Here is a 22,963-nt window from a genome sequence, read left to right on the forward strand (position 1 = left end):
CATGCAATGCCCGTCAGCGACCACCAAATGATCGAGGCCTGGAAACAGGTGCTCACCCTCAGCAAGCTGCAGGCCGGCCAGAGCGTCACCGTGCTGACCAGCGCCGCCACGCATCCGCAGACCCTGCAGTGCGCGCTGATCGCCTCGCAGGCGATGGGCGCGATCGTCAATCGGCTGGACCTGCCGCCGGTCAACGCCGAGAAGGCCCTGAGCCGCGACAGCCTGGCCTATCTCGGCACCACGCCGCTGACCGGCAACCCGGCGGCCATCGCGGCCCTCAAGGCCAGCGACCTGGTGCTCGACCTGATGACGCTGCTGTTCTCGCCCGAGCAGCACGAGATCCTGGCGTCCGGCACCAGGATCCTGCTGGCGGTCGAGCCGCCCGAGGTGCTGGTGCGCATGGTGCCGACCCTGGCCGACCGCGCCCGCGTCAAGGCCGCCGCGGCGCGCATCGGCGCCGCGCGCGAGATGCACGTGGTGTCGGCCGCCGGCACCGACCTGCGCTGCAAGCTGGGCCAGTACCCGGCGATCAGCGAGTACGGCTTCGTCGACGAGCCCGGGCGCTGGGACCACTGGCCGAGCGGCTTCGCGCTGACCTGGCCCGACGAGGGCGGCGCCAGTGGCCGCATCGTGATCGACCGCGGCGACATCCTGCTGCCGCAGAAGGCTTATGCGTCGGACCGCATCGTGCTCACGGTGGACAACGGCTACGCGGTGAAGATCGAGGGCGGCGTCGATGCCGAACTGCTCGAGGACTATATGGCCTCGTTCCGCGATCCCGAGGCCTATGCGATCTCCCACATCGGCTGGGGACTGCAGCCGCGCGCGCGCTGGTCGACCCTGGGCCTGTACGACCGCGAAGCGACGATCGGCATGGACGCCCGTGCCTACGAGGGCAACTTCCTGTTCTCGCTCGGCCCCAACAACGAGGCTGGCGGCAGCCGCGACACGGCCTGCCACATCGACATCCCCTTGCGCAAGTGCACGGTGCGCCTCGATGGCGTGGACATGGTCCGCGAAGGCCAGGTCCTGGACGGCCGGGAGAACCACGATGCATGCTGAGATCGAGACCTACGAACGACAGGGCTTCGGCAGCACGCTGCCGCTGCGCGCCCCGGTCGGCCTGCTGATCGTCGACTTCGTCAACGGCTTCGCCGATCCGGCGGTGTTCGGCGGCGGCAACATCCCCCAGGCCATCGCGCGCACGGTGCCGCTGCTGGCCGCCGCGCGCGCGCGCGGATGGGCCATCGCCCACAGCCGGATCGTCTACGCCGACGATGGCGCCGACCACAACATCTTCTCGCTCAAGGTGCCGGGCATGCTCGGCCTCAAGGAGCGCGATGCAAACAGCGCGATCGTGCCCGAACTCGCGCCGCAGGCGGGCGAGCTGGTGGTGCGCAAGACCGTGCCCTCGGCCTTCTTCGGCACTTCGCTGGCGGCCTGGCTGAGCCAGCGCGGCGTGCAGACGCTGGTGGTCGCGGGTGCGGTCACCAGCGGCTGCGTGCGTGCCAGCGTGGTCGACGCGATGTCGCACGGCTTCAGGCCGCTGGTGGTCTCCGATTGCGTCGGCGACCGGGCGCTCGGCCCGCACGAAGCGAACCTGTTCGACATGGGGCAGAAGTACGCCGCGGTGATGGCGCGCGACGCCGCGCTGGAAGCGCTGGACGCGATCTAGAGATCGGCCAGCAGGCCCGAGACCAGCACCCGCACCCGCGAAGCGACGAGCCGGGCGCCTTCCGACAGCGGCCGTTGCCGCGTCAGGCTCAGCGCGATCGTCCGCCGGATGCCGGGGCTCGTCACGCGACAGGCCGACAGCAGGCCCAGTTCGATCTCCTGCGTCACCGCGGTGATGGGCAGCAGCGTGAACGCGTGTCCGCTCGCTGCGACGTCCTTCATCGCCGTGGCCGTGTCGACATCCATGACGATGTCGAGCGCGACGTTGTGGCGCCGCGAGAGCACGTCCAGCGTGGTTCTCAGTCCGTTCGGCGCCGCGGGCAACACCAGCGGGAGGCCGCCCAGGGCGCGAAACGGAACCGTTCTGGCTTGCAGTTCGGGCCGGCCCGTCTTGCCGATCAGGAAGGTCTCGACCTTGCCGAGCACGTCCTCGCCGCGCAGCGCCGACGAGCCATAGCGATTCACCACGATCATGTCGAGCCGGCCGGATGCGAGCTGCTCGTCGAGCGTGCCGCTGAATCCCTCCATCACGTGCAGGTGCAGCGCCGGCGCCCGTTCGCGCACGTCGGCCAACAGCATCGGCAGCAACTGGCGCGACAACGACGGCAGCACGCCCACGTGCACCGTGCCGGTCAGCACGCCGGCCGCCTCGGTGGCCGCGGCGTCGAGTTGGCGTACCTGCTCGACAACGCGCTGGACCTCCGGGTAGATGCGCCGGCCGAAGTCGGACAGCGCCATGCCGCGACCGGTGCGGTCGAACAGCCGCCGCCCCCACTCCGCTTCCAGCATGGCGATCTGCCGGCTCACCAGCGACTGGGCCATGTCCGAGGCCAGCGCCGCCCGCGACAGCGACTTCATGTCTGCAACCCGCAGGAAGGTGTCCAGTTGCTTGAGCTTCATGACTTCACTTTAATGGAAATCAGAAATCCATAACTTGCTCTTTCTGGAACTCACAGCGCGGCCTAACCTCGGGCTGCACTCACCCAAAAGGAGACAACCTTGAAGATCAAGCACCCGATCGCGTTCGCGATGGCGGCCGCCTCGCTGCTGGCCGCGCCCCTGCTCCATGCCCAGGAGGCGGTCTATCCCAGGCAGGCCGTCACGCTGGTCGTTCCCTTCCCCGCCGGGGGTCCGACCGACGCCATGGCGCGCCTGCTGGCCCAGAAGCTCGGCGATCGGCTCGGCCAGCAGGTGATCATCGACAACCGCGGCGGCGCCGGCGGCGGCATCGCGGCCGAACTCGTGGCCCGTGCGCCGGCCGACGGCCACACGCTGTTCTTCGGCACCACCGGCACGCTGGCGATCAATCCAAGCCTCTACGCCCGGCTGCGCTACGACCCGGTGAAGGACTTCGCGCCCGTGAGCCTCATGGCCACGACGATGAACGTGCTCGTCGCCAGCCCCGGGATCCCCGCAAAGAACCTGGCCGACCTGATCGCGCTGGCCAAGGCCCGGCCGGGTGAACTGACCTACGGCTCGGCCGGCAACGGGAGCTCCAATCACCTGTCGGGCGAACTGTTCCGCAGCACGGCCGGCATCCAGATCACGCACGTCCCCTACAAGGGCTCCGCACCGGCCATGGTGGACCTGCTGGGCGGTCGCCTGTCGATGATGTTCGACACGATCGCGCAGCAGACCCAGAACATCGCCGCCGGCAAGGTGCGCGCGCTCGCCGTGACGGGTCCGAAGCGCTCGCCGCTGCTGCCGGCCGTGCCGACCGTCCAGGAAGCCGGCCTCAAGGGCTTCGACGTGACGATCTGGTACGGCGTGCTGGCGCCCAAGGCGACGCCCCCTGCGGTGGTCGAGCGCCTGAACCGCGAAATGGTCGCGGTCATGGCCACCGACGACATGAAGAAGCGCATGGAGGCCGACGGCGCCGATGCCCGCACGACCACGCCAGCCGAATTCGCCGCACTCATCAAGAGCGACACCGCCAAATGGGCGCCGGTGGTGAAGGCCTCCGGCGCCAGCCTCGACTGAGCGACACCATGAACGACCTCCTCGATCCCCGTCTGCAACGCGCTTTCGCGCCGCGGCGCATCGCCATCGTCGGCGCGACAGAAGACCGCAACAAGGTCGGTGGGCGTCCCCTGCACTACCTTCGACGATTCGGCTTCCAGGGTGCGGTCTACCCGATCAATCCCAAGCGCGCGACGGTCCAGGGCCTGGCAGCCTACCCTTCGCTCGCGGCGACGCCCGAGGCGCCCGATGTCGCGATCGTCGCGGTCGGCCAGGATGCGGTCGCCGGCGTGATCGACCAGTGTGCGGCGCGCGGCATCGGCAGCGCCATCGTGATGAGCTCGGGCTTCGGCGAAACCGGCACCGAGGGCGTCGCGCGCCAGCAGGAGCTGGTGGCGCAGGCGCGGCGCCTCGGCATTCGCCTGATCGGGCCGAACGCGCAGGGCGTGGCCAACTTCCAGACCGGCGCGGTGATGAACTTCAGCACGATGTTCATGGAAGTCGAACCCGCGGACGGTCCGGTGGCCATCGTGAGCCAGAGCGGCGCGGCCAGCGTGATGCCGTACGCGATGTTGCGCGAGCGCGGCGTCGGCGTGCGCTACCTGGTCGCTTCGGGCAACGACGCCGATGCATCGGTGTGCGAGCTGGCGCTGGCGGCGGCGGCGGACCCCGACATCCGCGTCGTCCTGATGTACATCGAGTCCCTGAGCGATCCGGACATGCTCGCGGAAGTCGCACGGCTCGCCTCGGCGCGCGGTGCCGCGGTGATCGCGCTCAAGTCGGGCCGCAGCGCGCACGGCGCCAAGGCCGCCGCTTCGCACACCGGCGCCATCGTCAACGACGACGTCGTCGTCGACGCCTTTTTCGAGCGCCATGGCATCTGGCGTGCCAACGACGTGCAGGGGCTGGTCAACGCCGTCGAGCTCTACCTCGCCACGCCGCCCCGGGCCGCCGAGCGCCTGGTCGTCATGAGCCACAGCGGCGCCGTCGGCGTCCTCTGCGCCGATGCGGCCGCAACGCTCGGATTGCCGCTGGCCGAACTGGGCCAACCCGTCATCGACGCCCTCGCCGGCATCATGCCGAGCTTCGCGACGGCACAGAATCCGGTCGACCTCACGGCCTCGCTCATGACCCAGGGCGGCATGTACGCCGACACGCTTGGCGCGCTGGCGGCCGACCCGCAGGCCGACATGTTCCTCATCGGCGTGCCGGTCGCCGGAGAAGGCTACGACGTGCCCGGCATGGCCCGCGACACCGCCCGCTTCGCCGCGGCGCGCCACAAGCCGTGCGTCGTGTCCGCGCCCCAGGCCTCGGTGCGACAGGCCTTCCGCGATGCCGGCGTTCCGGTGTTCACCCACGAGACGGACGCCATCAACGCGCTGCACCAGTGGAGCCGACACGGAATGCTGATGCAACAGTCAGCCGCGCGCCACGCACTGCGGGCACCTTCACTGGATGCGCAGCCCCTGCCGGACGGCGATGTCCCGCTCCTGAGCGAGGCAGACAGCCTCGCCCTGCTGGCCGCCGCCGGCATCCCCACGGTCGCGCACCGTCTGTGCCGAAGCGCGGACGAAGCGATCGCCGCCTGGCGAGCCCTGGGACCGCAGGTCGTGGTCAAGGCGTGTTCGGCGCGCATTCCCCACAAGTCGGAGCACGGCCTGGTCTTCGTCGACGTGCAGACCGCGGACCAGGTTCGAGACGCCTGGACCGCATGCGCCGAACGCGTCGCCGCGATGGGGCTTCCGCTGGACGGCGTCATCGTCGCGCAAAGGGTGCGCGGGCGCCGCGAATTCGCACTCGGCGTGCGTCAGGACCCGCTGTTCGGAACCGTCGTGATGGTCAGCGATGGCGGCAAGTACGTCGAGGCCCTGCGCGATTTCGTGGTGCTGCTGCATCCCTTCTCCGAATCGGACGTGATCGCCAAACTCGCCCGCTTGCGCATCGCGCCGGTCCTCGCCGGCGTCCGCGGCGAAGCGCCCATCGATCTGAACGTGGTTGCGCGCACCGCGGTGGCGCTCGGCGAGCTCGCGGCGGCGCACCCTCTCGCCATCGCATCGATCGACCTCAACCCGCTGATCGTCGGCGACGCGGGCCAGGGCGGCTGGGCCGTCGACGCCGTCATCGAACGCCAGGGAGCATCGCATGCAGCGCACTGACACCGTTCAGGTCGATATCCAGGACGGCACGGCTGTGGTTCGGCTCAACCGGCCTGCCGTGATGAATGCGGTCAACGCGGCGTTGCGCGCCGCCCTCGGCGAGCATCTGCGTGCCCTCGATGCCGATCCGGCCGTCGGGGCGATCGTGCTGACCGGCAGCGGCGAGCGCGCTTTCTGCGGTGGACAGGACCTGGACGAGTCGGCAACGATCGACACCGACACGCTGGCCGGCTGGCTCAACCGCCAGCATGCGATGTACCAGGCCGTGCGCGACGTCTCCAAGCCGATCGTCGCCGCACTCAACGGCACCGCGGTCGGCGCGGGGTTCCAGATGGCGCTGATGTGCGACCTGCGCGTGGCACACCCGACGCTGCGAATGGGGCAACCCGAAGTCAAGGCCGGGCTGGCCAGCATCGTCGGCTCCTACCTGATGTCGCTGCAGATCGGTCATTCGCTCAACCAGCAGCTGTCGCTCACGGGTGAACTGATCACCGGCGAACGCGCGCATGCGCTCGGTCTGGTCAACGACCTGGTTGCTCCCGAGCAGGTGCTGCCGCGGGCGCTGGAACGCGCGCGTGCACTGGCCGCCCTCCCCGGCGCCGCGCTGCGCGCCACCAAGCAACGCTTTCGCGAGCGCACCCAAGCGGGCTTCGACGACGCCTGCAGCGCAGGCATCCGCTACCAGCTCGAGTGCTATTCCACCGGCGAACCCCAGCGCGTCATGCGCGAGTTCCTGGCCAGACGCGACGCCCCGAAGACTTCGAAACCCTCCAAGGATTGACCCCAGATGACCCGTCTCGACTCGCTCTTCATCGATGGCGCCGTGGCGCCCGCGCACGGAACCGACGACCTCGCTGTCACCGACAGCTTCACGGAGGAAGCCTTCGCTTCCTACCGCAGCGCCTCGGCGGCCGACGTCGATGCCGCGGTGATGGCCGCTCGCCGCGCCTTTGCAGGCTGGGCCGCCACGCCGCCCGCCGAGCGCATCGCGGCCGTGCGCCGCATCGCTGCCGCGCTGCGCGAACAAGCCGAGGCGCTGACCACCGCCATCTCGCGGGAAGTCGGCATGCCGCGCAAGCTGGCCGCGCGCATCCAGGTCGGCGCGCCACTGGCCGCCTGGGACATGTACGCCGACCTTGCCGGCGATTTCGAATGGGAGTCGCGCGTCGGCCATTCGCTCGTGCAGCAAGTGCCGACCGGCGTCGTGGCCTGCATCACCCCCTGGAACTATCCCCTGCACCAGATCACCGGAAAGATCGCTCCCGCACTGCTGGCCGGCTGCACGGTCGTGCTCAAGCCTTCAGAACTGGCTCCGACCAGCGCCTTCCTGCTCGCCGAGGCGGTGCTTCGGGCCGGGCTGCCGGCCGGCGTGTTCAATCTCGTCCACGGCAGCGGAGCGGACGTCGGCGAGGCCCTGGTACGGCACCCCGAGGTGGACATGGTGTCGTTCACCGGCTCCACCCGCGCGGGACGCCACATCGCGGCCATCGCCGGCGAAGCCATCAAGCGCGTGGCGCTCGAACTGGGAGGCAAGTCGGCGGCGCTGGTGCTGCCCGGCGCCGACCTGGCGGCCGCGGTCAAGACCACGCTTGCGGGCTGCATGCTCAATTCGGGCCAGACCTGTTCGGCGACGACAAGGCTGCTGGTGCCGCGGCCCTTGCTGGGCGCTGCCGAAGCAGCGGCCGTGGACCTCCTGGCCGCCTACCGGATGGGCGACCCGGCCGACGCCGCGACAAGACTCGGGCCATTGGCCTCCAAGGCGCAGCAGCAAAAGGTCGAAGGCCTGATCGCCGGGGCGTTGGCCGCCGGCGCACGCAAGCTCGGAAGCCCGGCCGATCTGCCCCCGCACGGCTTTTTCGTGGCGCCCACCGTGCTGGCGGACGTGACGCCCGACATGGCGGTGGCACGCGACGAGGTCTTCGGTCCGGTGCTGGTCCTGATCGGCTACGACGGGGTGGAGGACGGCATCGCCCTCGCGAACGGCACCGACTACGGCCTGGCAGCCGCCGTGTGGGGACCGGTCGAGGCGGCGACGCTGGCTGTCGCGCGCCGCCTGCGCGCCGGCCAGGTCGACATCAACGGCGCCCCTTTCAACCCCGCCGCGCCTTTCGGGGGCTTCAAGAAATCGGGCATCGGGCGCGAGAACGGACGCTACGGCCTCGAGGAGTTCGTCGAACCCGTGTCCATCCAGTTGCCTGCCGCCTTCATCGAGACCCTCCACTGAAACCTCTCACCATGAACTTCGAACAAATCATCTACACGGTCGACGGACACGTCGCGACGATCACGCTGAACCGGCCGGAGCGCATGAATGCGCTGACACGGATCCTCGAGGCCGAACTGCGCACGGCCATCGAACAGGCCGGCAGCGACAAGGACGTGCGAGCCATCGTCCTGACCGGCGCGGGCCGGGCCTTCTGTGCGGGCATGGACATGGAAGAACTCGAAGTGCTGCCGCCGGAGGACATCCGCGCCGAGCAGTGGATGCGGCCGTTCGACATGAACCGAAGGGCCGACTACCAGACGCGCTATTCGTACTTCCCCGCCGCCCCCAAGCCGGTGATCTGTGCCGTCAACGGCGCCGCTGCCGGGCTCGGCCTGGTGATGGCGCTCTACAGCGATTTCCGGATCGCCTCCGACAAGGCGGTGTTCGCCACCGCCTTCGCCAAGCGCGGCCTGATCGCCGAGCACGGCATCTCGTGGATGCTGCCGCGCATCGTCGGCCATGCGCATGCCACCGACCTCCTGCTGACCTCTCGCAAGATCGACGCGCAGGAGGCACTCGGCATGGGGCTCGTGAATCGGGTCGTCCCGGCCGATCGATTGCTCGCCGAGGCGCAGGCGTTGGCAAAGACACTCTCTGTCGACGTGTCGCCGCGCTCGGTGCGCGTCATGAAGCGGCAGCTCTGGGAGGCGCCCTACCAGTCGCTCGGCGAGGCCGTGACGCTCGCCAACGCCGAGATGGTCGAGAGCATCCGGAGCGAGGACTTCACCGAGGGTGTGGCGCATTTCGTCGAACGACGACCGGCGCGCTTCTCGGGACGCTGACGCACGCGCTCTGCGAATTCACGCGCGCCCGGTCGGCTCCCCGCAAGCCCGCACGCCCTCGGCCAACACCGCGATCCCGGCCTCCGTCAGATCCCCGGTCGCCACCGTCATCCGCTGCGCCCAGCGGCCGAAGTGCTTCGCCTGCGATCGTTCGTAGTGCGGGTCGTAGTGCAGCAGCATCAGCTCCGCGAACAGCGGCGCCAGTTCGCCGTCGCGCGCCCACTGCTGCCAGCGGTCCACCACGGCCTTGCCCTGCAGCTCCTTGAGCTTGCCCAGCTGGCCGGCCAGGGCCTCGGGGTCGTCGCCGAGGTAGGCGTAGTCGCGCAGCAGGTAGGCCAGCCGCGCGGCCGGGTCGGCCTGCACCTCGATGCAGTCGGCCCCGCGCATGCGCGCGACCAGCGGGATCGGCAGCGACAGCCGGCCGATGCGGGCGCTCTCGCCTTCGACGTACACCGGCCGGGCCAGGTCCAGGGCCTCGAAGGCGGTCGCGATGCGGGTCTCGAACTGCTTCTGCGAAGGCTGCGGCACGCCGGGCAAGGCGCCCAGCAGCGAGCCCTTGTGGCTGGCATGGTGCTCGAGGTCGAGCACCTGCTCGCCGCGCGCGGCCAGGGCCTGCAGCAGGCGGGTCTTGGCGCTGCCGGTGGCGCCGCAGATCACGCGCAGCTGCAGCCGCGGACAGGTGGCCTCGATCTGCGCCAGCACGTGGTGCCTGAAGCTCTTGTAGCCGCCGGCCAGCTGCTGGGCATCCCAGCCGACCAGCCGCAGCCAGGTCACCATCGAGCCGCTGCGCAAGCCGCCGCGCCAGCAATAGACCAGCGGCCGCCAGTTGGCGGGCCGGTCGGCGAACTGCTCGCGCAGGTGGCGCGCCAGGTTGGCCGCGACCATCGCGCCGCCGACCCGGCGGGCCTCGAAGGCACCGGTCTGCTTGTAGAGCGTGCCGACGATGCGGCGCTCCTCGTCGTCGAGCACCGGGCAGTTGATCGCGCCAGGGATGTGGTCGAGCGCAAACTCGGCCGGCGAGCGGGCGTCGATCAGGGTGTCGAAGCCGGGGATGTCGGCCACCCGGGTCGGGCGGTAGCGCTTGTCGTCCTCATGCATAGGCCGGCCCCAGGTCGCGGCGCAGCCGGGCACTCGCCGTGTCGACCAGCGCCACCAGGCCGAACATCGCGGCCAGCACGGTCATCGCCTGTGGCTGCTGGAAGATCGACAGGTGGAAGTAGAGCAGCTGGCCCAGGCCGCCGCCGCCGACGAAGCCCAGCACGGTGGCCATTCGAATGTTCATCTCCCAACGATACAGCGTGTAGGCCACCCATTGGGGCAGCACCAGCGGCAGGCTGCCGTAGGCGAAGGCCGCCACGGCGCCCGAGCCGCTCTGCGACAGCGCCTGTTCGGGCGCGCGCGGCGCGTTCTCCAGGCTCTCGGCGAACAGGCGGCCGAGCACGCCGGTGGTGTGCAGCGCCAGCGCCAGCGCACCGGCGAAGGGGCCGATGCCGGCCGCCAGCACCATCAGCGCCGCCCACACCAGCTCGGGCACGCTGCGCAGCAAGTTCAGCACGAAGCGGGTCGCGCCCTGCACCCAGGCCCCCGAGCGGCCCGAGGCCGGCAACGCGAGCAGCGCACCGCCGGCGGCCGCCAGCAAGGTCCCGAGCGCCGACACGGCCAGGGTCTGCAAGGCGCCCCAGGCGGTCTTCTGCAGGAACGCGGCGGAGAGGTCGGGCGGAAAGAACTCGGCGATGAACCTGCCCATCAGCGACAGCGACTCGCCGGTGAACAGCGCGCCGTAGTCGATCGCGAGATAGGCGAAGCTGGCCGCCACCGCGATCAGGATGGCGAGCGCCGTGGCCCAGCAGCGAAGGCAGCGCGGCGGCGCGGCCGCGAACGACGCGCTCATCGCAGCAATCTCCGCAGGGCATTGCTGAGTGCATCCGCCAGCAGCACCAGGCCCAGGAAAACCAACAGGATGCTGCTGGCCTCGCCGCCGTTGAGCATCTTCATCGACTGGTCCATCAACTGGCCCAGGCCGCCGGCGCCGACGAAGCCCATCACCACCGAGGCCCGCACCGCACACTCCCAGCGGTAGACGGTGTAGGAGGTCAGCTCCTGGGCGCAGTTCGGCAGCAGGCCGTAGCACAGCGCCGCCAGCCGGCCGCTGCCGCTTTCGAGCAGGGCCCGCGCCGGCGCCGTGTCGGTCGATTCGAGCACCTCTGCGTAGACCTTGCCGAGCATGCCGCCATAGGTGATGGCGAGCGCCAGCACGCCGGCGGCCGGACCGAGCCCCAGCGCACGCACGAAGATCAGCGCCCAGACGATTTCGGGGATGGCGCGCAACACCATCAGCAGCGAACGTGCGCACTGCCGCAGCGTCGCGGCGCGCACGCGCCCCGGTCCCGGGCCGATGCGCGACCGCGACAGCGCACGGGTGGTCACGAAGGCCAGCGGCGCGCCGATCAGGAAGGCCAGGGCGGTGCCGGCGGTGGCCATGGCCAGGGTCTCGAGCGTGGCCTTGGCCAGCAGCGCCAGGAACTCCGGCGCCGTGGCCGGCGGCACGAAGCCGGCCAGGAAGCCGCCGATCACCTGCAGGTTGCCGGCGCCGAACAGGGCGGCGGGATGGAACCCGGCCAGCTGCAGCATCGGCCAGGCGATCGCCAGCGCGGCCAGCCCGCCGACCAGCCGCCGGCGGGCCGCCGGGTCGCGCAGCGCGGTCGGATCCGTCATGCGTACAGCGCCTTCAGCATCGCCTCGTCGACCTGGCCCACCGGCCGGTCGAACACGACCTGCCCGCCGCGCATGCCGACGATGCGCGGAAACCAGCGCAGCGCCAGGTCCACCGCGTGCAGCGAGGCCACCAGGGTCGCGCCGGTCGCCTCGCTCTGCCGCACCAGCTGCTGCAGCGTCAGGTCGGCCAGCGTGGGGTCGAGTGCCGACACCGGCTCGTCGGCCAGCAGCAGGGCCGGCCGCTGGTACAGCACGCGGGCGATGCCGACGCGCTGCAGCTGCCCGCCCGACAGGCGATCGCAGCGCTCGAACAGCCGGTCTTCGAGCGCCAGCCGCGACAGTGCCTCGTGCGCACCCGGCAGGTCGGACGGGCGCAGCAGCGAGCCCAGCGCCCGCAGCGTCGACCACTGGCCGAGCCGCCCCGCGAGCACCGCGGTGACGACCCGCAGCCTGGGCGCGATCGGCGGGCTCTGGTGCACGGTGCCGATGCTCGCCCGCAGGCCGCGCAACGCCGGCGCGCTCAGTTGCCAGGGTGCCTGGTCGAGCAGCCGGACGCTGCCCTCGCCGGGCCGCAGCGCCGCGCCGAGCACGCGCAGCAGCGTGGTCTTGCCGGCGCCCGAAGGGCCGATGACCGCCAGCCGCTCTCCTCCGGCGGCGGCCAGCGACACGCCCTGCAGCGCGCGGTGGCCGTTCGGATGCACCAGGCCGACCGCATCGAGCGAGAAGCTCACGCGCCCGTTCCGGCAGGCGGCCTGCGCCGCATCACTTCACCAGGCCCGCGGACTTGGCCGCCGCCTCGATGCCGTCGTAGTTGGACGACTGGGTCGGGATGAACTTGCTGGCCCGCTGCAGGTCCATGATTTCCTTGTGGGCGGGGTTCGCGGGATCGAGCTTCAGGAAGGCGTCGGTCAGCTTCTTCGCCAGCGCCGGGTCGAGGCCCGGGCGCACGGTCCAGTTGTAGTCGTAGTAGGTCGGCGTGGTCGCCAGCACGCGCACCTTGGCGGCATTGGGGTTCTTGGCTTCGACCAGCTTGTCCCACACCGACGCGTTGAGCACGCCCGCCTCGGCCCGGTTGGCGGCCACGAAGGCCACGGTGGCATCGTGCGCGCCCGAGAAGGCCACGGTCTTGAAGTCTTTTTCGGGATCGATGCCGGCCTGCAGCAGGAAGTAGCGCGGCATCAGGCTGCCCGAGGTGGACGAAGGCGCGCCGAAGGCGAAGGTCTTGCCCTTCAGGTCGGCCAGGGTCTTGGCCGGGCTGTCGACCGGCACGATGAACTTGCTGGTGAACACCTTGTCTTCGGCCCGCTGCACGATCGGCACCGCACCGCCGTTGGTGCGGATGCGCGCCTGCACGAAGGTGAAGCCGCCGAGCCAGGCCAGGTCGAGCTTGTTGGTGGCCAGCCCCTCGACCACCGCCGCATAGTCGGTGACCGGGGTGAACTGCACCTCCATGCCGGTCTCCTTCTGCAGGTAGTCGCCGAGCGGCTTGAACTTGCGCTGCAGTTCGGTCGGCGCCTCGTCGGGAATGGCGGAGACGCGCAGCACCTTGCCCTGCGCGAAGGCACCGACGGCGAAGACTGAAAGGACCAGCGCGAAGGCGCGGCGGGAGATGTTTTTCATGATGGGGCAGCCGGGAGGCCGGTAGGCGGACAACCTTCGATTGTAGAAAGACGCGCCTGCACGCCGCTCGGATAATGGGCCCCATGAACGACACGCCCTCCTCCCGCCCCGTCAACCCGCTCGCGCCGCTGCGCCTCACCAGCTTCTCGCATGGCGGCGGCTGCGGCTGCAAGATCGCGCCCGGCGTGCTCTCGCAGATCCTGAAGAGTGGCGCCGGCGGCCTGATGCCGCCCGAGCTGATGGTCGGCATCGAGACCGCCGACGACGCCGCCGTCTACCGGCTCAACGACCGCCAGGCCCTGATCGCGACCACCGATTTCTTCATGCCGATCGTCGACGATCCGTACGAGTTCGGGCGCATCGCGGCCACCAATGCGATCAGCGACGTCTACGCGATGGGCGGCAAGCCGATCATGGCGCTGGCGCTGGTCGCGATGCCGGTCGCCCAGCTGCCGATCGAGGCCATCGGCGAGATCGTGCGCGGCGGCCAGGACGTCTGCCGCGCGGCCGGGATCCCGATCGCGGGCGGCCACACCATCGACTCGGTCGAGCCGATCTATGGGCTGGTGGTGATGGGCCTGGTCGACCCGGCGCAGGTCAAGCGCAACGCCGACGCCCGGGCCGGCGACCTGCTGGTGCTCGGCAAGCCGCTGGGTGTCGGCGTGCTGTCGGCCGCGCTCAAGAAGGAGCAGTTGTCGGAAGCCGGCTACCGGCAGCTGATCGACAGCACGACCCGGCTCAACACGCCCGGCATCGCGCTGGCGGCGCTTCCCGGCGTGCATGCGCTGACCGACGTGACCGGCTTCGGACTGGCGGGCCACACGCTCGAACTGGCGCGCGGCGCCGGGCTGACGGCCGTGATCGAGTGGTCGAAGGTGCCGCGGCTCGACGGCGTCGAGGCGCTGGCCGCCGAGGGCTTCGTGACCGGCGCCTCGGGCCGCAACTGGAGCGGCTACGGCGCCGATGTCGAGATGGCCGCGGGCCTGCCGGCCACCGCGCAGGCGCTGGTCAGCGACCCCCAGACCTCGGGCGGACTGCTGGTGAGCTGCGCGCCCGAGGCGGTCGATGCGGTGCTGGCGATCTTCCGCGATGAAGGCTTCGGCGCCGCGGCCGTGATCGGCCGCACCGAAGCCGGCCGGGCCGGCTTGCGCGTGCTGCCCTGAGGCCTCATTTCACGGGTTCGAGCGCGACCCCCAGCCGTTTCGCCAGCCGAATCAGGTTGGCCCGGTCGAGGCCGAGCGACTGCGCCGCCGCCGCCCGGTTGAAACCATGCGCGGCGAGCGCCGCCTGCAGGCGCTGCCTCTTGAGCGCATCGACGGCTTGCTGGAGCGACTCGCCCTGGCGCGGCGCGTCGCTGGCGGTGTCCGCGCTGTCCACCGCTTCGATCGCCGGGGCGGCCTCGGCCCGGCGCCCTTCCAGATCCAGGTCTTCCGCCGTGAGGCTCAGGATCCGCGGCCGCTGCGGATGCCGCGCGCGCGCCTTCAGCGCGCTGCGCCCGAGCAGATGCTCCAGCTCGCGCACGTTGCCCGGCCAGTCGTACGCCAGCAGCGCCGCCTGCGCGCTGGCATCGAGCCGGGCCGCGCCGATGCCGAGCCGGGAGCGGTTCTCTTCGAGGAAGAAGCCGCTCAGCAGCAGCACGTCGCGGCCCCGCTCGCGCAGGGGCGGCACCCGCAGCGGGTAGGCACTCAGGCGGTGGTAGAAGTCGGCCCGCAGGCGGCCGGCCTTCACCTCGTCGGCCAGGTCCCGGTTGCTGGCAGCGATCAGGCGCACGTCCACATGGTGCTCGCGGTCGGAGCCCAGGCGCTGCAGCTGGCCGCTCTGCAGCACACGCAGCAGCTTGGCCTGCACCGGCATCGACAGCTCGCCGACCTCGTCCAGGAACAGCGTGCCGCCGTCGGCCAGCTCGAACTTGCCCGGCCGGTCGCTGGTGGCGCCCGTGAACGCGCCCTTGACGTGGCCGAACAATTCGCTTTCGACCAGTGTCTCGGGCAGGGCCGCGCAGTTGAGGCTGATCATGGGCCGCGCCGCACGCGGGGACCCGGCATGGATCGCCTCCGCGACCAGTTCCTTGCCGACGCCGGTCTCGCCCTGGATCAACACCGACAGCTCGCTGGCCGCCACGGTCTCGATGTCGGCGACGAGCCGGCGCATGGCCGTGCTGCGGCCGATCAGCTCGCGGGCCCGCGGCGCCGCGGCGAGCCGGTAGCCCTCGGCGCGCAGGCTCTCGAGCGCCACGCGGTTCTCCAGCTGCTCGATGCGGCCGGCGACGGTGACGATGCCGGCCGCCAGGTTGGCGAACAGCTGCAGCGCCGCCAGGTCGCCGCGCGAAAAGCGATCGGGCTGCAGCGCGTCGAGCGTGAGCAAGCCCCAGATCCGTTGATTGAGCTGGATCGGGCAGCCCGCGCAGTCGTGCACGGGGAGGTCGCCATGCAGGCCCTCGACCAGGCCGTCGTAGGGGTCTGGCAGCGCGCTGTCGGAAGGAAAGCGCAAGGGCCCGGCGGCCCCCACCAGCGCCGCGAAGCGCGGGTGCTCCGCGATGCGAAAACGACGGCCCAGCGTGTCGCGGCTCAAGCCGTCGACCGCCAGCGGCCGCAAGCTGCCATCCTCGAGCCGAAGCAGCGCCGCGGCATCGCAGGGCAGCAGCAGGCGCAGCGACTGCAGCAGGCGGCGATAAAGCTCCTCGGCGGGCAGGCCGGAGCCCAGGTCCGCGACCAGCGGCGCGACTGCCTCAAGCAGCTTGTCGGGAGTCATCTGGACACGGTGATGGGTCATATCGACACGATTTTCGTCAGGTCATAACGACACTGTCAACGCCAAGCCGTTGATTTTGCTCGGGCCCGCGCCTGGAACGGAGATTGCGATGAACAAGGCATCCATCTGAACTCCAGGAGCCTTTTCCGTGCTGACCCCGCAACAGAAATCCATCGTCACCGCCACCGTGCCACTGCTCGAAACCGGCGGCGAGGCGCTGACCACCCACTTCTACCGGATCATGCTCGCCGAGCATCCCGAAGTGCGGCCGCTGTTCAACCAGGCCCACCAGGCGAGCGGCGATCAGCCGCGCGCGCTGGCCAACGGCGTGCTGATGTACGCCAAGAACATCGACCGGCTGGAAGCGCTCGGCGATCTGGCCGGCCAGATCGTCAACAAGCACGTCGCGCTGCAGGTGCTGCCCGAGCACTACCCGATCGTCGGCGCCTGCCTGCTGCGTGCGATCCGCGAGGTGCTCGGTGCCGAGATCGCCACCGACGAGGTGATCGCCGCCTGGGCGGCCGCCTACGGGCAACTGGCCGACATCCTGATCGGTGCCGAGAAGCAGGCCTACGACGAGCGGGCCGATGCGCCCGGCGGCTGGCGCGGTGCCCGGCCCTTCGTCGTCGTGCGCAAGGAAGTCGAGAGCGAGGAGATCAACTCCTTCTACCTCGCGCCGGCCGACGGCGGCGCGATCCTCGACTTCAAGCCGGGCCAGTACATCGGCCTGCGGCTGGTGGTCGACGGCAACGAGATCCGCCGCAACTACTCGCTGTCGGCGGCGCCGAACGGCAAGACCTACCGCATCAGCGTCAAGCGCGAAACCGGCGGCCTGGCATCGAACCACCTGCACGACGGAGTCGCCGAGGGCAGCACGGTCGAGCTGTTCCCGCCGGCGGGCGCCTTCACGCTGGAGCCGGGCGAACGGCCTCTCGTGCTGATCAGCGGCGGCGTCGGCATCACGCCGACGCTGGCGATGCTCGAGGCCGCGCTGAAGACCTCGCGCGCGGTCCACTTCATCCACTGCGCGCGCACGCGCGGCGCGCATGCCTTCCGCCATGCCATCGATGCGCTGGCCCACAAGCATCCGCAGCTCGCGCGCTTCTACTGCTACGACGAAGTGAGCGAAGGAGCGGCCGAAGCCGATGCGCCGCATGCGGTCGGCCGCCTCGACGCGCAGAAGCTCGCGCAGTGGCTGCCGGCGACACGCGACATCGATGCGTACTTTCTCGGACCGAAGCCCTTCATGCAGCAGGTGAAGAGCGCGCTGCGCACGCTCGGCGTGCCGGATCGGCAGGCGCGCTACGAGTTCTTCGGGCCGGCTTCGGCGCTGGAGTAAGGCTCGGTCTGGGCGCGCTCACCGCCCGGCAGCCGGCCCATGATCAGCTTCGCCATCGGCGATGGCGTGCGCCCGTTCAGCGTCACGACCCCCATCTCGGACGCCATCGGCGGCAGGCCCTCGATGTCGAGTGCGCACAGCCGGCCGGCCTCGACCTCTGGCGCGACTGCGACATGCGGGGCGGCCAGCACCGAGTCGCAGCCGAGCGCGATGTCCTTCAGCAAGTCGACGTGGTCGCATTCGAGCGCCAGCCGAAGCTCGGCCACCGAGTGCAGGCCGAGCAGCTGCGCGACGATGGCGCGCACGCCCTCCGGCAGCCGGACCGACAGCACCCCGCAGGCCCACAGCTGCTGCAACGCGACGCGCTTGCGCCGCGCCAACGGGTGCCCGGCGCGCACGTAGAAGCCGCCGGGCTCGCGCCGCAGGGGCCGCAGGTCCAGGCTGCTGTCGGTCGGCAGGTCGCGCGTGTCGGCGACGAAGAACTCGATGTCTTCCTCGCGCAGCCGCGCCAGCAGCAGCTGCCAGTTGCTGATCTCGACCCGCAGGTTGATGGCCGGGTACTCGCGCCGCATCGAGGCCAGCAGCGGCGCCAGGAAGGTCGCGGCCGGAAAGGGCCCGACTCCAAAGGCGGTATCGCCGAGCTCCAGGCTGCGGTACAGCGCGATGTCGCGCTCCAGGCAGCGGTTGTCGAAGACCAGCTGCCGCGCCCGCGCGACGATGAACTCGCCGGCCGGCGTCGGCACCACCTCCTGGGTGCCGCGATCGAACAGCTGCAGCCCGAGTTCGGCCTCGGCCGCCTGGATGCTGCGGGTCAGCGCCGGCTGGCTCAGGTGCACCTGCTCCGCCGCGCGGATGAAGCTGCGCCGGTCGGCAACCGCGACGATGTGGGTCCAGCGCTTCAAGTCCATGACGCCACTCCTTGGCGGCCAATTGCAGCCACTGCATTGAGATTAGCTTCACTATGCATTGGACTCAATAGCCGATTGACGGAACACTGCGGGCACAAAGCAAGGAGACAAGACAGTGAACCTCGTCCAGAACATCGTCCTCGTGGCGATCATTCTTTTTTTCGCGCTGCTGGAAGTCGGCTCCCGCAAGCACAGGCAGTTCCACGCCACCGCCGACGACACCAAGCTGGAACTGTTCATGTTCCTCTCGCTGCTGGCCTTCTCGCAGCCTTTCATCTTCGCGGTCACGGGCAAGCTGTGCGCGCTGCTGATGCCGGCGCAGCGCGATGCCTGGGCCCATCTGCCCTGGTGGGCGATGGGGGCGATCCTGCTGGTCGCCGACGACATGACGCAGTACTGGTGGCATCGCGTGTCGCATTCGCCGCTGCTCTGGCCGCTGCACCGCGCGCACCACACGGCGCACTACATGAGCATCCGTGTCACCTACCGCAACAACTTCTTCTACTACCTGATGATGCCGGGCCTGTGGGCCTCGGGCGTGCTGATCTACCTAGGCTTCGGCAACGTCTACCTGGTCTACATCGTCGTCAAGCTGACCGTCATCCTGGGCGCCCACAGCGCGGTGCCGTGGGACGCGCCGCTCTACCGCATCAAGTGGCTGCATCCGCTGGCCTGGGTGCTGGAGCGCACCGTCTCGACGCCGGCCACGCACTGGGCGCACCACGCGCTCACCAACGACGACGGCATCGGCCACTACAAGGGCAATTTCGGCAACCTGCTGTTCGTCTGGGACCTGCTGTTCGGCACCGCCAAGATCACACGCCGCTACCCGGCCAAGGTCGGCTTGCAGGACGACCTGGTGTTCGGCAAGGAGCGCTGGTTCGTCGAGATGTTCTACCCGCTGTTCCATTCGCGGCGCGCGCATTCGGCGCTGGTGCCCGGCGGCCGCGCCTATGCGGAGGCCGAGGTCGACAGCGATGCATCCACCCACGCGCCGCAGGCGCTGGCGGGCAAGCCATGAACGCGATCGTGCGGGAGCAGATCCTGGACCCCTCGCTGCTGCGCATGCGCGCGGCCTTCGACCGCCAGCGGGCCGCTTTCGGCGCCGACATGAACCCGTCGCACGCCGTGCGCATCGACCGGCTCGATCGCCTGCTGGCCATGACCGACCGGATCGCGCCGGAGATCGAGCGCGCGGTGTCAGCGGATTTCGGCCATCGATCGGTGCACGTGACGCGGCTGGCCGACGTGATGATGGTGCAGTCCGCGGTCAGGCACGCGCGCCGGCATCTCAAGTCGTGGATGAAGGTGCGGCGTGCCCCGACCGGCCTCGCCTTCCGGCCCGGCTTCAGCCGCATCGTCCCGCAGCCGCTCGGCGTGGTCGGCGTGGTGAGCCCCTGGAACTATCCCTACCAGCTGGCGATGGGTCCGGCGATCGCGGCGATCGGCGCCGGCAACCGCGTGATGATCAAGCCGTCGGAGTTGACGCCGCGCCTGGCCGAGCTGATGCGGGCGGCGGTGGCGGAATGCTTCGCGCCCGAAGAACTCACGGTCGTCACCGGCGGCACCGAGGTCGGCACCGCCTTCGTCGGCCTGCCCTTCGACCACCTGCTGTTCACGGGCTCGACGGCGGTCGGCCGGCAGGTCGCGATGGCGGCGGCGGCCAACCTGACGCCGGTGACGCTGGAGCTCGGCGGCAAGTCGCCGGCGATCGTCGGTGCCGGCGCCAACCTGGACCAGGTCGCGGCGCGGCTGGTGGTGGGCAAGCTCTTCAACGCCGGCCAGACCTGCATCGCGCCCGACTATGCGGCGGTGCCGCGCAGCGCGGTCGGCCCCTTCGTCGAGGCGATGCGGCGCGCGGTGGCGCGGCAGTACCCGCGCCTCGCGGGCAATCCGGACTACACGGGCATCGTCAGCGAGCGGCACTTCACGCGCCTGCAGGGCCTGCTCGCGGACGCGCAGAAGCGCGGCGCGCGCGTCGTGCCGCTGCACGCCGAGGGCATGGCGGGCAGCGCGGCAGGCCGGGTGCTGGCGCCGGCACTGGTGCTCGACACGACCGAGGACATGAAGATCATGCAGGAGGAGATCTTCGGGCCGCTGCTGCCGGTGTTGGCCTACGACACGCTCGACGAGGTGATCGCGTACGTCAACGCGCACGAGCGGCCGCTGGCGCTGTACTGGTTCGGTGCCGGCGGCGCCGAACAGGACCGGCTGCTGTCGGGCACGATCTCCGGCGGCGTCACGCTGAACGACTGCATGTGGCACTTCGGGCAAGAGGAGCTTCCCTTCGGCGGTGTCGGCGCGAGCGGCATGGGGGCCTATCACGGCGCGTACGGCTTTCGCACCTTCAGCAAGGAGAAGCCGGTGTTCCACCAGTCGAGGCTGTCGGGCACGGCGCTGCTGCGGCCGCCGTATGGACGGACCTTCGAACGGATGGGGCGGCTGCTCAGGCTGATCACCTGAAGCGGCACCGGGCGGCTGGCCAGGTCGATACCGCCTTCGCCTTCAAGACCAGGCGGCAGCCGAGCCGCCGCGCCGAAAGTGATGCCGCATGGCACGCAACTCATGGCGAAGCGCGCACGGCTTCATCGCGTCGGCCAGCGTGGCCAGGAAGTCTTGCCGGTCGAGCAGGAGCATCTGCGCAAGGCATTCGGTTTGGCTCGGGCTCATGAGCCGCGAATGCGCCAAATCCTGCAACGTGTGAAGCGCTCGGGCACGGCTGCTCAGATGAAGTGTGGCCAGGTCCAGCGCCAGGTAGGCCTGGCGTTCGGAAAAGGTCTCGGGAATGCGCGTCAGCCCGCCCCTCACGGTGCAGTCGAGGGGCGTCGGCCGGAGCCCGAACAGCGCGTGACGAACCCGCTTCAGCGCCGCGCGGTGGTCTGCAGCATCGAGGATGAGGGCCTGCCGCGCCAGTCGCCGCGGAAAGCCTGTCAGCCATACACGTAGCGTCGTTCGCATGTCCCCGATTCCCTCCCAGAACCCAAGCAGGCCCCGTGTGCTTCCGATCGCGAGCCGACTTTGCGCCGAAAGGTCGCGCACCGTCAAGTCGGTCGCGGAGGCGCATCTTCCATCTCGGACCATGGCCGGCAGGCCTCGGAAAGGCCGTTGAGCTATGCCGTCGTCTCGCTGCCTGGTGAGGAAAACTGCTCGATGACCTGCTGCTCGGTGAGCATGGGCGTCTGGTTGGCGAACGAATAGTAGCCGGGCTTCTTGTCGATGTAGATCTGCGAGGCAAGGTCGAAATCGGCAGACTCGAACACGCCAGCTGGAACGAAATACTCGCCTGTTGCCAAGAGCTTGTAGTAGAGGTGCGTTCCGCATTTGCTGCAGAAGGCGCGTTGTGCCCACTCCGATGACGCATAGACAGTGATGTTCTCGTTGCCTTGAAACTGAACATCAGGGCCGCAATGAACGGCCAGAAGTGGCCCGCCTCCCCATCGGCGGCAGAAACCGCAGTGACACGCGCCGATCGCTCGGGAATCCGGCGACGTGAGGCTGACTGCGCCGCAAAGGCAATGACCGTTCATTCGTTCCGCCCTCCAGGTAGCGAGGCGAAGCGGCCCTGCGGCCCAACGCCTGAATCGAGCCGACCCACATCATGGCGGCGACTGGGTGCCACTATAGACCGCGAACGCCTGGCAGCCATCACCGTCAACGTTGAGATGAGTCATTGGGACTTCGGTCAGCGGTGCCCGCTGCGGCTCGGCGTGCGCAGCCGCCACCAACGCAGACGAATCGGCCACCAGCCGGCAAACCGAGGACGCCGCGCGCCGGAGCCAGTTCCGCATGGCGCTCCTCCGCGCTTCAATCCAGGCTGAGCTTCGCGCGGCGCGTGACCTCGCGCCAGCGCGCGATGTCCGCCTCCAGCTCGGCGCGGAAACTCGCCGGCGTGTCGAGCACGGGCTCCACGCCGCGCACGGTCAGGGCCTGGCGGGCAGCGGGCGTGCCCATGCTGTCGTGGATCGCCTGGTAGAGGCGGTTGGCCACCGTGGCATTCAGTCCGGCCGGCGCGAAGACGCCGAACCAGGTGGTGGCGTGGTAGTCGGCCACGCCGGCCTCGCGCATCGTCGGGATCTCGGGCGCCGCGCTGCTGCGCGCGTCGCTGCTGACGCCCAGCGCCCTCAGCTGCCCGCTCTGGATGAAAGGCAGCGACGAAGGCAAGGTGTCGAAGTAGGCCGCGATGTGGCCGCCCAGCAGATCCGTGATGACCTGGTTGCTGCCCTTGTAGGGGATGTGCCTGAGCCCCGTGGTGCCGGTCGACTGCACGAACAGCTCGGCCGCCATGTGGGTGATGTTGCCGGTGCCGGCCGAGCCGTAGGTGAGCGGTTCGCTCGCGCTGTTCGCGTAGCGCACGAATTCGCTCACGGTCCTGGCGGGCATCCGCGGGTTGACCACCAGCACCAGCGGCGTGTAGCCGACCTGGGTGATCGGCGTGAAGTCGCGCAGCGGGTCGTAGGGCAGCTTCGGCCCGAGCACCGGGCTGATCGACTGGCTGGCGCTGACGCCCAGCAGCAGCGTGTAGCCATCGGCCGGCAGGCGCGCCACGTCGGCGGCGGCGAGCGTTCCGTTGGCGCCTGGCTTGTTGTCCACGACGACGCTGGCGCCGAGCGCCTGGGCGAGGTTCTGCGCCACTTGACGCGCCACGAAATCGGCCCCACCCCCGGGCGGGAAGCCGACGATCAGCCGGATCGGCCGCGCCGGGTAGTCTGCCGCGCCGCTGGCCCCGGCCGCGCACAGCAGGCAGGCGGCGAGCAGCCTGCGTGCACGCTGGATGAAAAGGATCATGGCAGTCG

21 protein-coding genes and 1 pseudogene are annotated in these 22,963 nt (G+C 70.1%); 11 read left to right on the forward strand and 11 right to left on the reverse strand.

From position 1 onward, the window contains the following. Window positions 1–6: 6 nt before the first annotated feature. Both QTI68_RS02765 and QTI68_RS02770 read left to right on the forward strand, forming a co-directional pair. Window positions 7–1,062 (forward strand): 2,5-dihydroxypyridine 5,6-dioxygenase NicX family protein, encoded by a 1,056-nt coding sequence (locus QTI68_RS02765; RefSeq protein WP_286519518.1) that lies wholly within the window; start codon window positions 7–9, stop codon window positions 1,060–1,062. Continuing rightward, window positions 1,052–1,675, forward strand: coding sequence for an N-carbamoylsarcosine amidohydrolase (locus QTI68_RS02770; protein WP_286519519.1), 624 nt, complete (start codon window positions 1,052–1,054; stop codon window positions 1,673–1,675). The genes QTI68_RS02765 and QTI68_RS02770 overlap by 11 nt, the downstream gene beginning before the upstream one ends. Here the strand turns inward: QTI68_RS02770 and QTI68_RS02775 are convergent. Continuing rightward, complete coding sequence (locus QTI68_RS02775; protein ID WP_286519520.1) at window positions 1,672–2,574, reverse strand: LysR substrate-binding domain-containing protein; 903 nt, start codon at window positions 2,572–2,574, stop codon at window positions 1,672–1,674. The two genes, QTI68_RS02770 and QTI68_RS02775, sit on opposite strands and share 4 nt — an antisense overlap. A 129-nt stretch (window positions 2,575–2,703) precedes the next feature. Here QTI68_RS02775 and QTI68_RS02780 point away from each other — a divergent pair, with 129 nt between their 5' ends. From QTI68_RS02780 to QTI68_RS02800, 5 genes are read left to right on the forward strand one after another with little or no spacing between them, the layout of a single operon-like run. Continuing rightward, window positions 2,704–3,654 (forward strand): tripartite tricarboxylate transporter substrate binding protein, encoded by a 951-nt coding sequence (locus tag QTI68_RS02780; RefSeq protein ID WP_286520204.1) that lies wholly within the window; start codon window positions 2,704–2,706, stop codon window positions 3,652–3,654. A gap of 8 nt (window positions 3,655–3,662) precedes the next feature. After that, window positions 3,663–5,789, forward strand: coding sequence for an acetate--CoA ligase family protein (locus QTI68_RS02785; protein ID WP_286519522.1), 2,127 nt, complete (start codon window positions 3,663–3,665; stop codon window positions 5,787–5,789). Then, window positions 5,776–6,570, forward strand: a complete 795-nt coding sequence (locus QTI68_RS02790; RefSeq protein WP_286519523.1) for an enoyl-CoA hydratase/isomerase family protein — start codon at window positions 5,776–5,778, stop codon at window positions 6,568–6,570. Before QTI68_RS02785 ends, QTI68_RS02790 begins: the two co-directional genes overlap by 14 nt. Window positions 6,571–6,576: 6 nt before the next feature. Next, a complete protein-coding gene (locus tag QTI68_RS02795) occupies window positions 6,577–8,013 on the forward strand; it encodes an aldehyde dehydrogenase family protein (RefSeq protein ID WP_286519525.1) in 1,437 nt (478 codons plus the stop codon). 11 nt (window positions 8,014–8,024) lie between these two features. After that, on the forward strand, window positions 8,025–8,837 hold the full coding sequence (locus tag QTI68_RS02800) for an enoyl-CoA hydratase (protein WP_286519527.1): 813 nt from the start codon (window positions 8,025–8,027) through the stop codon (window positions 8,835–8,837). An 18-nt stretch (window positions 8,838–8,855) separates the two neighbouring features. On the opposite strand, the gene mnmH is transcribed toward QTI68_RS02800, so the two are convergent. The 5 genes and pseudogenes from mnmH to QTI68_RS02825 form a co-directional block, all read right to left on the reverse strand. Then, window positions 8,856–9,935 carry a tRNA 2-selenouridine(34) synthase MnmH gene (gene mnmH, locus QTI68_RS02805; protein WP_286519528.1) on the reverse strand — a complete coding sequence of 360 codons (1,080 nt, stop codon included), beginning with the start codon at window positions 9,933–9,935 and terminating at the stop codon, window positions 8,856–8,858. Further along, entirely contained in the window at window positions 9,928–10,728 is an 801-nt protein-coding gene (phnE, locus tag QTI68_RS02810) for a phosphonate ABC transporter, permease protein PhnE (protein WP_286519529.1), read from the reverse strand. Before phnE ends, mnmH begins: the two co-directional genes overlap by 8 nt. Continuing rightward, window positions 10,725–11,552, reverse strand: coding sequence for a PhnE/PtxC family ABC transporter permease (locus QTI68_RS02815; protein ID WP_286519531.1), 828 nt, complete (start codon window positions 11,550–11,552; stop codon window positions 10,725–10,727). The genes phnE and QTI68_RS02815 overlap by 4 nt, the downstream gene beginning before the upstream one ends. Further along, window positions 11,549–12,217: pseudogene (locus QTI68_RS02820) on the reverse strand (phosphonate ABC transporter ATP-binding protein); the annotation flags it as partial. The pseudogene QTI68_RS02820 and the gene QTI68_RS02815, both read right to left, overlap by 4 nt. A gap of 97 nt (window positions 12,218–12,314) precedes the next feature. Beyond that, entirely contained in the window at window positions 12,315–13,172 is an 858-nt protein-coding gene (locus QTI68_RS02825; RefSeq protein ID WP_286519534.1) for a putative selenate ABC transporter substrate-binding protein, read from the reverse strand. Between the two features lie 83 nt (window positions 13,173–13,255). Between QTI68_RS02825 and selD the strand changes: the two genes are divergently transcribed. Beyond that, window positions 13,256–14,335 (forward strand): selenide, water dikinase SelD, encoded by a 1,080-nt coding sequence (gene selD, locus QTI68_RS02830; protein ID WP_286519535.1) that lies wholly within the window; start codon window positions 13,256–13,258, stop codon window positions 14,333–14,335. Window positions 14,336–14,339: 4 nt separating this feature from the next. On the opposite strand, the gene norR is transcribed toward selD, so the two are convergent. Continuing rightward, the gene (gene norR / locus QTI68_RS02835; RefSeq protein WP_286520206.1) at window positions 14,340–15,923 is read right to left on the reverse strand and encodes a nitric oxide reductase transcriptional regulator NorR; all 1,584 of its coding nucleotides are present in this window, start codon (window positions 15,921–15,923) and stop codon (window positions 14,340–14,342) included. Between the two features lie 148 nt (window positions 15,924–16,071). On the opposite strand from norR, the gene hmpA reads away from it, so the two are divergent. Then, window positions 16,072–17,262: an NO-inducible flavohemoprotein gene (gene hmpA / locus QTI68_RS02840; RefSeq protein WP_286519537.1), complete on the forward strand. Its 1,191-nt coding sequence runs from the start codon at window positions 16,072–16,074 to the stop codon at window positions 17,260–17,262. On the opposite strand, the gene QTI68_RS02845 is transcribed toward hmpA, so the two are convergent. Then, a complete protein-coding gene (locus QTI68_RS02845) occupies window positions 17,226–18,170 on the reverse strand; it encodes a LysR family transcriptional regulator (RefSeq protein WP_286519538.1) in 945 nt (314 codons plus the stop codon). The genes hmpA and QTI68_RS02845 overlap by 37 nt on opposite strands. 115 nt (window positions 18,171–18,285) lie before the next feature. Here QTI68_RS02845 and QTI68_RS02850 point away from each other — a divergent pair, with 115 nt between their 5' ends. Together QTI68_RS02850 and QTI68_RS02855 are read left to right on the forward strand one after the other, a co-directional pair. Beyond that, window positions 18,286–19,191 (forward strand): sterol desaturase family protein, encoded by a 906-nt coding sequence (locus tag QTI68_RS02850; RefSeq protein WP_286519539.1) that lies wholly within the window; start codon window positions 18,286–18,288, stop codon window positions 19,189–19,191. After that, entirely contained in the window at window positions 19,188–20,633 is a 1,446-nt protein-coding gene (locus tag QTI68_RS02855) for a coniferyl aldehyde dehydrogenase (protein ID WP_286519540.1), read from the forward strand. Before QTI68_RS02850 ends, QTI68_RS02855 begins: the two co-directional genes overlap by 4 nt. Window positions 20,634–20,675: 42 nt before the next feature. Here QTI68_RS02855 and QTI68_RS02860 read toward each other — a convergent pair whose 3' ends face one another. The 3 genes from QTI68_RS02860 to QTI68_RS02870 all read right to left on the reverse strand — a co-directional run bounded on the left by QTI68_RS02860 (window position 20,676) and on the right by QTI68_RS02870 (window position 22,955). Beyond that, window positions 20,676–21,128 (reverse strand): hypothetical protein, encoded by a 453-nt coding sequence (locus tag QTI68_RS02860; RefSeq protein ID WP_286519542.1) that lies wholly within the window; start codon window positions 21,126–21,128, stop codon window positions 20,676–20,678. Between the two features lie 152 nt (window positions 21,129–21,280). After that, entirely contained in the window at window positions 21,281–21,697 is a 417-nt protein-coding gene (locus QTI68_RS02865; protein ID WP_286519544.1) for a GFA family protein, read from the reverse strand. A 277-nt stretch (window positions 21,698–21,974) separates the two neighbouring features. Beyond that, a complete protein-coding gene (locus QTI68_RS02870) occupies window positions 21,975–22,955 on the reverse strand; it encodes a Bug family tripartite tricarboxylate transporter substrate binding protein (RefSeq protein ID WP_286519546.1) in 981 nt (326 codons plus the stop codon). Window positions 22,956–22,963 lie beyond the last annotated feature (8 nt).

It is taken from the genome of Variovorax sp. J31P207 (assembly GCF_030316965.1).
In the GTDB taxonomy this organism is placed as follows: Bacteria; Pseudomonadota; Gammaproteobacteria; order Burkholderiales; family Burkholderiaceae_C; genus Variovorax; species Variovorax ginsengisoli_B.

Coding starts and splice junctions, on each gene's coding strand:
- QTI68_RS02765 (WP_286519518.1), top strand. CDS start 7: ATGCCCGTCAGCGACCACCAAATGATCGAGGCCTGGAAACAGGTGCTC.
- QTI68_RS02770 (WP_286519519.1), top strand. CDS start 1,052: ATGCATGCTGAGATCGAGACCTACGAACGACAGGGCTTCGGCAGCACG.
- QTI68_RS02775 (WP_286519520.1), bottom strand. CDS start 2,574: ATGAAGCTCAAGCAACTGGACACCTTCCTGCGGGTTGCAGACATGAAG.
- QTI68_RS02780 (WP_286520204.1), top strand. CDS start 2,704: ATGGCGGCCGCCTCGCTGCTGGCCGCGCCCCTGCTCCATGCCCAGGAG.
- QTI68_RS02785 (WP_286519522.1), top strand. CDS start 3,663: ATGAACGACCTCCTCGATCCCCGTCTGCAACGCGCTTTCGCGCCGCGG.
- QTI68_RS02790 (WP_286519523.1), top strand. CDS start 5,776: ATGCAGCGCACTGACACCGTTCAGGTCGATATCCAGGACGGCACGGCT.
- QTI68_RS02795 (WP_286519525.1), top strand. CDS start 6,577: ATGACCCGTCTCGACTCGCTCTTCATCGATGGCGCCGTGGCGCCCGCG.
- QTI68_RS02800 (WP_286519527.1), top strand. CDS start 8,025: ATGAACTTCGAACAAATCATCTACACGGTCGACGGACACGTCGCGACG.
- mnmH (WP_286519528.1), bottom strand. CDS start 9,935: ATGCATGAGGACGACAAGCGCTACCGCCCGACCCGGGTGGCCGACATC.
- phnE (WP_286519529.1), bottom strand. CDS start 10,728: ATGAGCGCGTCGTTCGCGGCCGCGCCGCCGCGCTGCCTTCGCTGCTGG.
- QTI68_RS02815 (WP_286519531.1), bottom strand. CDS start 11,552: ATGACGGATCCGACCGCGCTGCGCGACCCGGCGGCCCGCCGGCGGCTG.
- QTI68_RS02825 (WP_286519534.1), bottom strand. CDS start 13,172: ATGAAAAACATCTCCCGCCGCGCCTTCGCGCTGGTCCTTTCAGTCTTC.
- selD (WP_286519535.1), top strand. CDS start 13,256: ATGAACGACACGCCCTCCTCCCGCCCCGTCAACCCGCTCGCGCCGCTG.
- norR (WP_286520206.1), bottom strand. CDS start 15,923: ATGACTCCCGACAAGCTGCTTGAGGCAGTCGCGCCGCTGGTCGCGGAC.
- QTI68_RS02845 (WP_286519538.1), bottom strand. CDS start 18,170: ATGGACTTGAAGCGCTGGACCCACATCGTCGCGGTTGCCGACCGGCGC.
- QTI68_RS02855 (WP_286519540.1), top strand. CDS start 19,188: ATGAACGCGATCGTGCGGGAGCAGATCCTGGACCCCTCGCTGCTGCGC.
- QTI68_RS02860 (WP_286519542.1), bottom strand. CDS start 21,128: ATGCGAACGACGCTACGTGTATGGCTGACAGGCTTTCCGCGGCGACTG.
- QTI68_RS02865 (WP_286519544.1), bottom strand. CDS start 21,697: ATGAACGGTCATTGCCTTTGCGGCGCAGTCAGCCTCACGTCGCCGGAT.
- QTI68_RS02870 (WP_286519546.1), bottom strand. CDS start 22,955: ATGATCCTTTTCATCCAGCGTGCACGCAGGCTGCTCGCCGCCTGCCTG.